Below are 12,538 nucleotides of genomic sequence, written 5' to 3' on the forward strand. Positions count from 1 at the left end.
CAACTAATATGCTCATCTGGCGGATGTGAAAATTGTCTTTCTCTCCTTCCATCATGTCCAGTATGATAGGAGAAAACTGAAAATCCTAGACTGTCAGTCTGCCGGAATGTCCGTTTGAAAGCATGCTGTATGTTTTGTGCAAATACTGCAGGTTTCTTTCACATAAAAATCACTCTATATTCAAAAATTTGTAAAGAAATTGAAAACTCTTCCAACTGGTTTTCGTTTATAATAACAGTGTAGAAAGTTATTTCTATTGAAACTGGGAGGGAATCCTCATGGCCAACTATCAAAACGTATTAGTCGCTGTAGACGGCTCTAAAGAAGCGGAGCTTGCATTTAGAAAAGCAATTCATGCCGCAAAACGCAATAACGCAAAACTGGTTATCACTCATGTTGTCGACGTAAAAGCATATTCTGCTGTAGAAGCTTACAGCCGTGCCATTGCAGAACGTGCGAATGTATTCGCAGAAGACCTGCTGGAGGATTATAAGAAAGCAGCGCTTGAAGCAGGTGTGCCTGCAGTGGAAACTGCTTTGGAGTTTGGCAATCCGAAATCCGTAATCTCCAAAGAGATTGCGCCAAAGTATAATGTTGACCTTATTGTTTGCGGTGCGACAGGATTAAATGCAGTAGAGCGCTTCCTGATCGGCAGTGTCTCTGAGCACATTATCCGCTACGCGAAATGTGACGTGCTGGTTGTGCGCCGTGAGGAAGACGTAGACGCTGACATCTAAGGAATGTTGATATACAAAGAGGCTGGCCTGAGCCAGCCTCTTTATTTCCCCCCACTTCCGCCGTGTCTCTGACCATGGCTCATCCCCCGTCCGGAACATATATAATTTACGTTTCATACCATTTACACCATTTCTTATTAAACCTTTAATAAAAGCCATACATACGCTTAACATTCTCTTGCTTTAATTGATAGTAGAGCAAGGAATTCAGAAAACTGGGAGGATTCATATGAAACAGGTTTTTGGCAAAACAGGCGCGGTAATGGCTTTGACTTTAGCTTTAACAGTTCCTGCATTGACACCGGCTATGGCAAGCAACAGCCATGCAACAATTGAGTCTGTAAAGTTTAATGGTATGGATGCACCTAAAACGATTGATCAAATGGTGAAAACTTACACAAATGCTTCTTTGGAAGTAAAGTACAGCAACGGATACACAAAAAAGTTTCCTCTTTCCTACAAACGGCTGTTCAAATCCGAGGATCAGGTAGCCCTGAATAAGGACAAACTGATTCCTGCCGGTACGCCAATTGATGTAAACGGCAACCCAATCATTGACCGCAGTGTGCCTGGCGCACCCGCCTATTATGTGTCTGATGCGCCTGACGCAAACAGCCTGCTGAAGCCCATTAACGGACAGCTGTATATGGTGACGCACTATGAGTATCAGACAATTGATGCTTCCGGTACATCAGCCTACGGGATCGTGCCTGCCTCCATGTCCCTGTCCACTCTGGAGCAGAATAAGAAAACCGGTGAACTGACAACAAAGTCGGTTAAGAAGATCGACTTTTCCGGAGTAAACGGCCTCTGGATTCCGTGCAACGGGTCTCTCTCGCCATGGAACACACATCTTGGTTCTGAAGAATATGAGCCGGATGCGCGCAGCTTTGAAACAAATCCAACTTCTTCCGCAAGAACATCCGTGGAGAGCTTTGCCCGCTTGTATTTTGGCGATGCATCCAAAGCAAACCCTTATTTCTACGGATTTATCCCTGAGATTGCCGTGGGCAAAAACGGTGAAACATCCGTTGTGAAGCATTACAGCATCGGCCGCTTCTCCCATGAACTAATGAAGATGATGCCTGATAAGAAGACAGCCTTCTTTGGCGATGACGGCTCCTACACAACTATGTTCATGTATGTGGCTGATCAAAAAGAGGACCTCTCAGCCGGCACTCTGTACGCAGCGAAATTCCACCAGACCGGCACAGAAAATGGCGGCTCCGGCAATCTGGAATGGATCAAGCTTGGCCATGCAACTGATAAAGAAGTGAAACAAATCATCGACAGCGGCGTGAAGTTCAGCGATATCTTTGAAACCTCCAGTGTGCCAAAGGATGGCTTTAAAGCCATCAGACAGTATTCCTATGGCAAAACGGAATACCTGAAGCTGAAGCAGGGCATGGAAAAAGCGGCTGCATTCCTGGAATCCCGCCGGTATGCGGCGCTGCTTGGCGCAACATCCGAGTTTAATAAGATGGAAGGCGTCACGCTGAATGAGAAAGACGGCAAGGTATATGTTGCCATCTCCGACCAAAGCAACGGCATGCTTGCAAACCCTGCAGATCCTGCTGATGATATGAAGCTGCCGAAAATTAAATCCGGTGTCACCTATCAATTGGACCTGGCTGCCGGCCAAAAGGACAGCGCAGGGAACGCCATCGACAGTAAGTATGTGGCAGCCGGTATGTCCGGACTGATCGCCGGCAAGGATATGCCATCCGCGGATGCATACGGAAACACAGCTGACGTAAATACAGTCGCGAATACAGATAACCTGAGCTACTCCGAAGCACTGCGCACACTGTTTATCGGAGAAGACAGCGGCATGCACACAAACAACTTTGTTTGGGCTTACAATGTGGATACAAAACAGCTTTCCAGAATTCTGTCTGTTCCTGCAGGAGCCGAATCCACCGGATTAAGTGCGGTCGATAACAGAAAAGGTTTCTCCTATATCATGAGCAACTTCCAGCATCCTGGTGATGAGTTGGAAGGAAAATCCATTACAGCGGTGGACAAGAACGCTCTATTAAGCGCCATCCAAAAGGAAATCGGCATTGACCGCACCGGCGGAGTAGGCTATATCTCCGGCCTGCCTTCCCTTGAGGATTTGTTGAATCCAAATCGGGATGTGCGCAGTCTGTTCAAGTAAGAAGCCACTCTGCGAAATATCTGGTACAAAATAGGGCCGGCATTCCATTTACACTAGAGAACCTGATGGCAGATCAGGTTCTCTTTCTCTTTAGCGAGAGCAATCATCTTTTACAAGCAACCGTTTGGTGCGGCATGGTTTGTACAGCAGGCCTTCGGATTTTAATAATCTGTTTTCAAGAATCTGTACCTCGCACTTCCTTGGGAAGCAGCCTGAAATGAAAAAGGGACAGTCCTGCCAACAGGCTGCCCCTTCTTCGTTTCCATTGACTCCATACAGAAAAAACCGGTCCAAGAATCTTCCCCCTGCAGGACGCTTGAACCGGCTTTTATGTTATAAATACCCCTTTGCCTTCTCCAGCGCTTGGCGCACCTGGTCGAAACCGGTGCCGCCTTCGCTGTTGCGGCGCTGCACGGCAGCGCGCGGCTGCAGTACATCATACAAATTTGCTTCAAACAGTGGGCACACCTCTTGATAAGCCCCAAGCGGCAAATCCAATAGATAGATACCCTGCTCGATGCAAGTCAGTACCAAACGGCCGACAACCTCGTGCGCCTGGCGGAACGGCAGACCTTTTGCCGCCAGATAGTCGGCAATTTCTGTGGCATTGGAGAAGTCCTGCTTCACTGCCTGCCCCATCTTGCCATCGTTCACCTTCATTGTCTCAATCATGCCCGCCATGACGGACAGGCTTGTCTTCACTGTTTTGACCGTGTCGAACATGCCTTCCTTGTCTTCCTGCAAGTCCTTGTTGTAGGCAAGCGGCAAGCCTTTCATGACCGTCAAGAGACCCATCAGGCTGCCATACACGCGGCCCGTTTTGCCGCGGATAAGCTCCGCCATATCCGGATTCTTCTTCTGCGGCATGATGCTGCTGCCTGTGGAGTACTTGTCGCTCATCTCAATAAACTGGAATTCCTGGCTGCTCCAAAGGATCAGCTCCTCGCAGAAGCGGGACAGATGCATCATGAGCATGGAAGAGTTGCTTAGGAATTCCAGGATGAAGTCACGGTCGCTCACCGCATCCATGCTATTTTCATAGATGCCGTCGAAGCCGAGCAGCTCAGCAGAATAGCTGCGGTCAATTGGAAACGTCGTCCCTGCCAGCGCGCCTGCGCCAAGCGGGGAAATATTGATGCGCTTCAGTGAATCCTGATAACGCTCCGCGTCGCGCTGCAGCATCCAGAAGTACGCCAACAGATGGTGTGCGAAGGATACCGGCTGCGCCCGCTGCAGGTGCGTATAGCCAGGCATGATGGTTTCCACATGCTGCTCTGCCTGCCCGAGGAGCGCTTGCTGTACATCTTTCACTTTTGCAATGACATCCTGTACCTCCTTACGCAGATACAAATGCATGTCAGTTGCCACCTGGTCATTCCGGCTGCGCGCTGTATGCAGCTTGCCGCCGACTTCGCCGATTTGCTCAATCAGCATCTTTTCCAGGTTCAAGTGGATGTCTTCATTCTCAATGGAAAATGCAAGCTCCTCCTTCTCCGCCTGCTGCAAGAGAGACCGAAGTCCCTCTTGAATCTTGGCTACGTCCCCAGCCGGCAGGATGCCGCTCTTGCCAAGCATGGTCACATGCGCCAGGCTGCCCTGCAAATCCTCAAGCACCAGCTTTTGGTCAAAGGAGATGGAGGCTCCAAATTCCTCTACCCATGTATCGAGCGATTCCGTGAAACGCCCGCCCCACAGCTTTTTCACGCTTCCACCTTCTTCTGGTTCACCTGGCTGTACACCTTAGTCGGCAAACCGTAGATGGAGATGAAGCCCACTGCCGCATCGTGGTCGAACTGGTCTTCCACTGTATATGTCGCCAGCTTCTCATCGTACAGGGAGTACTCGGACTTGCGGCCTTCTACAATTGCATGGCCCTTGAACAGCTTCACGCGCACAACGCCTGTTACGTTCTTTTGTGTTTCCTTCATGAATGCAAGCAAACCATTACGAAGCGGGGAGAACCACAGACCGTTATAGATCAACTCAGTCAGCTGCTTCTCAATCACCGGCTTGAAGTGTGCCACTTCCTTCACCAGTGTCAGGTCTTCCAGCTCCTTGTGCGCCTTCAGCAGGGTAACTGCACCTGGGCACTCATAGATCTCACGGGACTTGATGCCGACCAGACGGTTTTCCACGTGGTCGATGCGGCCTACGCCATGCTTGCCTGCCAATGTGTTCAGCTTCTTGATGATTTCGCTCATCGGATAGGATACACCGTTCAGCGCAGTTGGAACACCCTCCACAAATGTGATTTCTACAACGTCCGCTTTGTTTGGTGCATCTTCAATCGACAGTGTCATATCATACGCTTCTTCCGGCGGAGCTGCCCATGGATCTTCCAGTACGCCGCACTCACAGCTGCGTCCCCACAGGTTTTGGTCGATGGAGAATGGGCTGTCAAGGTTGATTGGAATCGGCACACCATTGTCCTTTGCATATTGGATTTCTTCCTCACGGGACCATTTCCACTCACGGACAGGTGCGATGACTTCCAGATTCGGATTCAGCGCCTTAATGGAAACCTCGAAACGAACCTGGTCGTTTCCTTTGCCTGTGCAGCCGTGCGCTACCGCATCCGCGCCTTCCAGCTCAGCGATTTCCACAAGCTTCTTCGCGATCAGCGGACGGGACAGCGCGGATACAAGCGGATACTTGCCTTCGTACATCGCATGTGCCTGCAGGGCAGGAAGCACGTATTCCGTTGCATACTCTTCTTCTACATCCAGCATATAGGACTTGATTGCGCCGACTGTCAGCGCTTTTTGCTTCACGAACTCCAAATCCTTGCCTTCGCCGACGTTCAGGCAAAGTGCCACTACATCATAATTTTGTTCTTGCAGCCATTTAATTGCAACGGAAGTGTCAAGACCTCCGGAATATGCCAATACTACCTTTTTGTTTGCCATTTCAAATCCCCCTGTATTAGAGAATAAATATTCATCTAGTCTTATGTTAATTCATAATGATACTGTATCAACTTTTTCTGGGATGCGCAACAATTATTTTCTATGCAGGAGACAATTTCTTCGAAGTTTGTCCCGCTTTCAGATACAATAAAAATACGGAGGAGGGGGAGAAATGAAGGAATATTTTGTATGGGATGAGCGCCTTGGCATTGAAGTGCCTCATGTGGAAGAAACTTGGGAGAGCCTTGCAGAAGAGGTACAGCAGCACATTTTACTCAAATGGGAAGGAATACGGGGGGCAATCCCGGACCGGATCAAAGAGCTGGAGCACATGATCAACCAGAAGCAGCACAGGCTCGGCCATGAGTCCAACTTCGAAATTTCCTGTGTGCTGAACCGGGATATTGCCGAACTGGCTTCCATTATCAATGATTTGTGGCTCTGGTACCGCACGAATCAGGATCTGGCAGCGGACAAATCGCATACGTGAAAAAAGACTGAGCCGGGGAATCTCCCTGCTCAGTCTTCTTATCCGCTTATGATACAATCTCGCTCTGCTTCTCCAGCAAGTAGCGCATTTGATAGAAACGGTTCGCAAACTCCGTGACGTTGCGTGTCAGCCGGTAATTCACCGTGGAGCCGACCGCAATGCCAAGCAGCGGAATGCCCTGAAATACCTTGCGCCGCAGCGAATACAGCAGCAGCGTCTTGACAAGCTGCTTGAGTATGGCGCTCAGGGAATCCTCATCGGTCACCTCTTCGCTTCCCCCGTAAAAGAACATGGCGTATTCATCAGCGCCGAGCTCCTGCTGCAGCTCCTGCCAGGCGTAGTGCTGCAGCCGCGCAGGCAAAATGGCCGCGTGGAACACCTTCAGCGCCAGCATCATTTCATATGGCTTATTGACATCATACCCGTAGGTTGTCGCGATGAGCTGCACCGCCTTTAAATTCAGCGCCGCCACCAATGGCAAATCGGCACCCAACAGCAAAAGCCCGCCGGTTCCGGCTGCTCCTCCCTGTACGAATGAGTACATGCGGTGCCGCGCAATCTGATGCTCAGCAATATAGCTGAGTTCATCAATCGAGAGGTGCTTCAGATCCTCGACATGCTCAATATGATCATGAAACAGCCGGGCTGTTGCCAGAATCCGGTTACGGGCATCCAGCTGTGATTGTGTGCTTTGAATGAAGGCATGAAGGTGGAACAACCATTGATCCGCCTTCGCGAACCATTTGCTCCGCTCGCCGCGTGACAGCTTGGAGAGGGCGCTGTTCATCCATTTATCATAGATCATTTGAAAATCTGTGCCCTCCTGCTGCTCCAGCCGGCGCTCCCAATTTTTCAGCTCCTCCCATACACGCTGCTCCCGTTCTGTCAGTCCCATACGAAACACCCCTTGTCCGCTCTTTTCCCTCTATTATACCAATACATGGCAGCAAAAACACCCGCTACCGTACGGATTGCCGCCAAATCAAAAAGACGCCCGCAAATGCGGGCGCCTCCTGCTTATGCCAAGTGCGCCAAACGGACAGCGTCACGTGCAATCATAACCTCTTCGTTTGTTGGAATAACAAGTACCTTAACAGGAGAATGCGGATAGTTCAGGAACGCTTCCTCGCCGCGCACCTGGTTGCGCTTCAGGTCTGTGTATACACCCATGAATTCCAAGCCTTCCAGCACGCGCTCGCGGATATATGTGCTGTTCTCGCCGATGCCTGCTGTGAAGATGATTGCATCTACACCCTTCATGCGTGCTGCATAAGAACCAATATATTTATGGATTCGTCCCACAAATACATCCAATGCCACTGTGGCGCGGTGGTCGCCCTCAGCTTCTGCCTTTTCGATATCGCGCAGATCGCTTGAGAAACCGGAAATGCCAAGCATACCGCTCTTTTTATTCAATACGTCCAGTACCTGTTCAACAGATTGTCCTGTTTTCTCCATAATATATGGAATCAGCGCAGGGTCAATGTTACCGGAACGTGTACCCATTGTAACACCGGCCAACGGTGTGAAGCCCATGGATGTGTCAATGGACTTGCCGCCTTCCACAGCTGCAATACTTGCACCGTTGCCCAAGTGGCAGGAAAGCAGGCGGAGCTGCTCGATTGGACGGCCCAACAGCTCGGCTGCACGCTGTGTTACATACTTATGGGATGTACCGTGGAAGCCGTACTTACGGATGCCGTACTTCTCATAGTACTCATATGGCAAGCTGTACAGGAAGGACTCTTCCGGCATGGTTTGATGGAAGGCTGTATCAAATACCGCCACCGCCGGCACGTTTGGCAGCACTTCTTTAAATGCCTTGATACCGACAATGTTTGCCGGGTTGTGCAATGGCGCCAGGTCGTTCAGCTCTTCAATTTCGCCCAGAATTTCATCTGTCAGCAGCACAGAGTCGCTGAACTTTTCACCGCCGTGCACAACACGGTGACCAATGCCCGCGATTTCATCCAAGGACTGGATGATGCCTGTGCTCGTCAGCTTATCCAGCAGCATTTTTACCGCTACTGCATGGTTTGGAATATCCAATGTATCGGTTTGTTTTTCACCATCTACTGTAATCATGAAGATACTATCATTTAAGCCAATGCGCTCTACAAGTCCTTTTGTCAGAACTTCTTCACTTGGCATTTCAAACAGCTGAAACTTCAAGGAAGAGCTGCCGGCATTAATCGCAATTACTTTTGACATCTAGTCTTTCGCCCCTTTTTCGATCTTCTGTACGCGGTCGGGCCGCACATGCTGTCGAAATTGTTTTCTCACTTTATTTATTTAATCACTGCCGAGCATACTTTTCAAGAAAAAAGTGAAACACCTTATTTTTTTTGTTATTACAGATTCATTATAAAAGCAGATTTCTGCTCATTTTACAATCCGATCTGTATTAAAACAACAAACTGTATTATACAAAAAGGTATTACTGTTATACATCTTACTTGTTCACTTTAAACCATTCCTGAATTTGCAGCATCATGCTTTGCATAGCCTGTGCGTTTGAAAACTTCGGCAATTCCGCCAACAGCGCCTGCTTTGGCGCTTTTGTCTGCGGCCCCTTTTTCTGCAGAACAAATATACTTTTTGCATTCTGCTCATTTTTAAACAGGCTGACCGGCAGCTGAAGGAGTCCCTGAATGTGGCAGGTATCGCGCAGAAAGCTGCGGAGCTGGTCCGCCTGGTCGCTTTCAAACAAAAAGTTCGGAACAAGGAACAGGAGATATCCCCCTTCCTTTGTATGCCGGATGCTCTGCTCGATGAACAGATGATGCGCATAAGACATGCCTTTTTCCGCCCGCAGCCGGTATTCCTGTGCGCGCTCCTCATTCGGATAGTAGCCGACCGGCAGATCGCATACTACCGCATCAACCGGGTCAATATAAAGCGGTGCAAGTGCATCGCCGTGAAAACATTCAATTTCATGCTGCTGAAGGTCGGCATTCATAAAAGCAAGCCGCAGCAGCAGTTCATCTGCCTCCACAGCGTACCCGCTCATGGCCGTTCCGTCTTCACGGTGGTTGAACAGTGTGGTCAGCAGATTTCCGGTGCCGACAGCCGGATCAAGGACACGCAGCCCGCTTTGGCCGGCGAAAAAGCGGTTGAAGAGATAGCTGACAAACATGCCGACTGCATCAGGCGTCATCTCGTGGTTTGCCTGCACCCCATTTTTCATGCCCTTGAGGAGACAAAGCTGGAATGCTTTCCGCATGTCCTCACTCTTATATTGTTTGTTTTCAAGCTTCCTGTATTCCCGTTTCAGGCGCTCTTGCGCCGAGGACATCAGGTGTTTTTGTTGGATATCTTGTTCAAAGATGTTACTTCCTGTTTCCACAAGTGCTTCTAGGTATGTAAGATCCATGTCCTTGCGCAGGATCAGGGCTGTTGTATCGAGAATAGAGAAAAGCTCTTCTACTTTTGACATATATTGTACCTCCTTCTTGCTATAGACCAAACATTGATTATACCATATTGTCCATGATTGACAAAATGAACAGAAAAAACACCCCAATGCTTTGGGGTGCCTCTATGTGTTATTGAGCTGCTTGTACCGCTTCAATCGCCGCTTCGTAATCCGGATGGCTTGTGCCTTCCCCTACGTACTCCGCGTATACAACCTTGTCATTGCTGTCGATTACGAATACAGCACGCGCCAGCAAACGGAGCTCCTTCATGACCACACCGTAAGCTTCGCCAAAGGAAAGGTCGCGATGGTCAGAAAGTGTCACTGCGTTTTCCAGACCGGCTGTTGCGCACCAGCGCTTTTGCGCGAATGGCAGGTCAACAGATACCGTCAGCACCTTCACGTTCTCAAGGCCGGCCGCCTGCTCGTTAAAGCGGCGTGTCTGCGCATCGCATACTCCTGTGTCAACAGAAGGCACAACGCTGATCAGCTTGACTGCACCCTTATAAGTTTCCAGCGTAACCGGAGACAGATCGTTTGCCAATACAGTAAAGTTTGGCGCTTGCTCGCCCACCTTCACTTCAGTGCCGAGAAGCGTAATCGGATTCCCCTTAAATGTAACAGTTGCCATGGTAATTCCTCCCCTTTTTCCCTATGGAAAGTATGTACAGTGTTATCATAGAAGGAACGCAGCCTGAATGCAAACAAAATCTCTCGTAATGTGACAAAAAAGAAAACAGGCCAGCGAACTGGCCTGTCCTGTTACATAACGGGCGGCTGTTGGTCGGATGTGTCATCCTTCTTCATCATGCCCTTAATTTTATCAATGACCTGAGGCGCCATATCCATAACCTTGTCCACAAGGTGCGTGTTCTCATCAAGATGCAATACTTTAACATCTTGGCTGTTTACGACCAGAAAAGCAACCGGCATGATGGAAACGCCGCCGCCGCTGCCGCCGCCGAATGGGCGTGCGCCATTTTCATTCTTCCCAAACTCACTGCCGCCTGCCGCAAAACCAAAGCTGACCTTGGACACAGTCAAGATGACGCTGCCGTCAGGAGCCTTAATGGGATCGCCAACGATGGTATTAACATCAATCATGCCCTTCAGGTTTTCCATCGCCGTATGCATCAAGCCTTGAATTGGATGGTTCATCATCTATTCCCTCCCTCATGTATGCTGCTGCACCTCTTCTGTTTGTGCTACAAACACAGAACGGTGCCGACGGATATAACGAAATAGCTTCAATCCGGCAATCATAGCCTGGCCAATTTGAAATGATACAGTGCAGTCGAGCTGCGTGGCAGTCACTTTTCCCTGAAATACAGGATGCACCTGCAGCTCCGGGGCACGGACAACCTGCATGTAATTGGCCAAGAAGCCGGCAACAATACCTTTCACAGACCAGATGCCGCCGGAAGCAATGCCTGTTGCCGCCGCATCTCCCGTGCCGAAATGCGTGATCCATTCGAATTTCTTCACCTTGATCTTGCGAAGAAATCCCTTAATGATAGTATGTATGTCGCCTGCCGTTTTTATCAGTTCGGGTAATTTTTCAAGCCATTCTGAAACAGAACGGTCTGTTTTCTCTGCCTGCTCCTTCGTTTTCTCCGCCGCCTTCCCTTCCGCCTGCTTCGCTTTCCGTTTTTTCAAAAACGCTGGGACATCAAGCGTATAGCGGATGAACCAGAAGCGGACTTGCACATGCAGCCTCACATCGCCAGGCGCATAAGCCGCCATCACCCGAATCGAGAGCCTTGTGATAAAAATGAGTAAGCAAAGCAAAATAAGAACGAGAAGTAGTATCCATACCGTTTTCATCCGCGCTCATCCTTTCATTCCGTAAACATTATCGCCGGATTAGAAGGGAATTAAACGGGCATATTGCCATATCTTTCATTTTTTATTCTAAAATAGAAACAGGGATTCGACAGGAGAAGTCGAAATGTATGCAAAGTAGATGCCTATACATAAGGGGGAATTCACCATGCCAGACCGCCGCAATTTATACTTCTTCTACGATGAGAAGAACTCGCCGCTGCTTGAGAAAATGCAGCCGATTTACGCATCGCTCCAGAAAAGCGGCTTTACCATTTTGGACAATCCAAAGCATGCAAATGCCATTGTCAGCGTGGGAGATGATACAACCTTCCTGCAGGCTGTCCGCAAAACAGGCTTCCGCGATGATTGCTTGTACGCAGGTGTTGCCGCCGCGAAGGAATCCTCCTTTTATTGCGATTTCCACATCGATGAGGGAGAAAAAGCGATGGCAGAGATTGCGAACACTGAAATCGAGGTGCGGCGCTATCCGATTATCCATGTCGCCGTGGATCAGGATACAGCCTTTTACTGCTTGAATGAGTTTTCATTGCGCTCAAGCATCATCAAAACGATTGCTGTCGATGTTCTCATTGATGATTTGTATTTCGAAACCTTCCGTGGCGACGGTCTTGTGGTGTCGACACCGACCGGCAGCACGGCTTACAACCGCTCCTTGCGCGGCGCTGTTGTGGATCCATTCCTGCCCTGCTATCAGGTCAGCGAAATAGCATCCCTGAACAACAACACATATCGCACACTGGGCGTGCCGTTTATCCTGAGCAATAACCGGAAGCTGACCCTGCAGGTCATACAGGATGGAAATGATTATCCTGTGATGGGTATGGATAATGAAGCTTTAAGCATTAAGCATATCCATCAGGTTGTTATTCAGCTGAGCGACCGGCGCATCAAAACCGTCAAGCTCAAGCACAACTCTTTCTGGGAGAAAGTGCAGCGCACCTTTTTATAACATGAAGAGAGGAGCCGTTTGGCTCCTCTCTTTTCGGG

12 protein-coding genes are annotated in these 12,538 nt (G+C 49.3%); 4 read left to right on the plus strand and 8 right to left on the minus strand.

Annotated elements, in window-relative coordinates:
• Positions 1–278: 278 nt before the first annotated feature.
• Both NK662_RS02695 and NK662_RS02700 read left to right on the plus strand, forming a co-directional pair.
• Complete coding sequence (locus tag NK662_RS02695) at positions 279–737, plus strand: universal stress protein (protein WP_254757088.1); 459 nt, start codon at positions 279–281, stop codon at positions 735–737.
• 229 nt (positions 738–966) lie between these two features.
• Positions 967–2,895, plus strand: coding sequence for a PhoX family protein (locus NK662_RS02700; protein WP_254757090.1), 1,929 nt, complete (start codon positions 967–969; stop codon positions 2,893–2,895).
• 333 nt (positions 2,896–3,228) lie between these two features.
• Here the strand turns inward: NK662_RS02700 and argH are convergent, their stop codons facing one another.
• Both argH and NK662_RS02710 read right to left on the minus strand, forming a co-directional pair.
• Complete coding sequence (argH, locus tag NK662_RS02705) at positions 3,229–4,599, minus strand: argininosuccinate lyase (protein ID WP_254757092.1); 1,371 nt, start codon at positions 4,597–4,599, stop codon at positions 3,229–3,231.
• A complete protein-coding gene (locus NK662_RS02710) occupies positions 4,596–5,801 on the minus strand; it encodes an argininosuccinate synthase (RefSeq protein WP_254757094.1) in 1,206 nt (401 codons plus the stop codon). The genes argH and NK662_RS02710 overlap by 4 nt, the downstream gene beginning before the upstream one ends.
• 172 nt (positions 5,802–5,973) lie before the next feature.
• On the opposite strand from NK662_RS02710, the gene NK662_RS02715 reads away from it, so the two are divergent.
• Positions 5,974–6,291, plus strand: a complete 318-nt coding sequence (locus NK662_RS02715) for a radical SAM protein (protein WP_254757096.1) — start codon at positions 5,974–5,976, stop codon at positions 6,289–6,291.
• 46 nt (positions 6,292–6,337) lie between these two features.
• Here NK662_RS02715 and NK662_RS02720 read toward each other — a convergent pair whose 3' ends face one another.
• The 6 genes from NK662_RS02720 to NK662_RS02745 form a co-directional block, all read right to left on the minus strand.
• Complete coding sequence (locus NK662_RS02720; RefSeq protein WP_254757098.1) at positions 6,338–7,186, minus strand: EcsC family protein; 849 nt, start codon at positions 7,184–7,186, stop codon at positions 6,338–6,340.
• Between the two features lie 122 nt (positions 7,187–7,308).
• A complete protein-coding gene (locus NK662_RS02725; RefSeq protein WP_254757099.1) occupies positions 7,309–8,502 on the minus strand; it encodes an acetate kinase in 1,194 nt (397 codons plus the stop codon).
• Positions 8,503–8,743: 241 nt separating this feature from the next.
• Positions 8,744–9,727 (minus strand): class I SAM-dependent methyltransferase, encoded by a 984-nt coding sequence (locus tag NK662_RS02730; RefSeq protein WP_254757101.1) that lies wholly within the window; start codon positions 9,725–9,727, stop codon positions 8,744–8,746.
• 109 nt (positions 9,728–9,836) lie between these two features.
• Positions 9,837–10,337, minus strand: coding sequence for a thiol peroxidase (gene tpx / locus NK662_RS02735; protein WP_254757103.1), 501 nt, complete (start codon positions 10,335–10,337; stop codon positions 9,837–9,839).
• A 131-nt stretch (positions 10,338–10,468) separates the two neighbouring features.
• Positions 10,469–10,864: a GerW family sporulation protein gene (gene ytfJ / locus NK662_RS02740; protein WP_254757441.1), complete on the minus strand. Its 396-nt coding sequence runs from the start codon at positions 10,862–10,864 to the stop codon at positions 10,469–10,471.
• A 15-nt stretch (positions 10,865–10,879) separates the two neighbouring features.
• Positions 10,880–11,530 (minus strand): DUF2953 domain-containing protein, encoded by a 651-nt coding sequence (locus tag NK662_RS02745; protein WP_254757105.1) that lies wholly within the window; start codon positions 11,528–11,530, stop codon positions 10,880–10,882.
• Positions 11,531–11,696: 166 nt separating this feature from the next.
• On the opposite strand from NK662_RS02745, the gene NK662_RS02750 reads away from it, so the two are divergent.
• Positions 11,697–12,500, plus strand: a complete 804-nt coding sequence (locus tag NK662_RS02750) for an NAD kinase (RefSeq protein ID WP_254757107.1) — start codon at positions 11,697–11,699, stop codon at positions 12,498–12,500.
• Positions 12,501–12,538 lie beyond the last annotated feature (38 nt).

This window comes from Ectobacillus ponti, from assembly GCF_024294785.1.
GTDB lineage: Bacteria > Bacillota > Bacilli > Bacillales > Bacillaceae_G > Ectobacillus > Ectobacillus ponti.

Coding starts and splice junctions, on each gene's coding strand:
- NK662_RS02700 (WP_254757090.1), top strand. CDS start 967: ATGAAACAGGTTTTTGGCAAAACAGGCGCGGTAATGGCTTTGACTTTA.
- tpx (WP_254757103.1), bottom strand. CDS start 10,337: ATGGCAACTGTTACATTTAAGGGGAATCCGATTACGCTTCTCGGCACT.
- ytfJ (WP_254757441.1), bottom strand. CDS start 10,864: ATGAACCATCCAATTCAAGGCTTGATGCATACGGCGATGGAAAACCTG.
- NK662_RS02725 (WP_254757099.1), bottom strand. CDS start 8,502: ATGTCAAAAGTAATTGCGATTAATGCCGGCAGCTCTTCCTTGAAGTTT.
- NK662_RS02720 (WP_254757098.1), bottom strand. CDS start 7,186: ATGGGACTGACAGAACGGGAGCAGCGTGTATGGGAGGAGCTGAAAAAT.
- NK662_RS02695 (WP_254757088.1), top strand. CDS start 279: ATGGCCAACTATCAAAACGTATTAGTCGCTGTAGACGGCTCTAAAGAA.
- NK662_RS02730 (WP_254757101.1), bottom strand. CDS start 9,727: ATGTCAAAAGTAGAAGAGCTTTTCTCTATTCTCGATACAACAGCCCTG.
- NK662_RS02715 (WP_254757096.1), top strand. CDS start 5,974: ATGAAGGAATATTTTGTATGGGATGAGCGCCTTGGCATTGAAGTGCCT.
- NK662_RS02710 (WP_254757094.1), bottom strand. CDS start 5,801: ATGGCAAACAAAAAGGTAGTATTGGCATATTCCGGAGGTCTTGACACT.
- NK662_RS02750 (WP_254757107.1), top strand. CDS start 11,697: ATGCCAGACCGCCGCAATTTATACTTCTTCTACGATGAGAAGAACTCG.
- NK662_RS02745 (WP_254757105.1), bottom strand. CDS start 11,530: ATGAAAACGGTATGGATACTACTTCTCGTTCTTATTTTGCTTTGCTTA.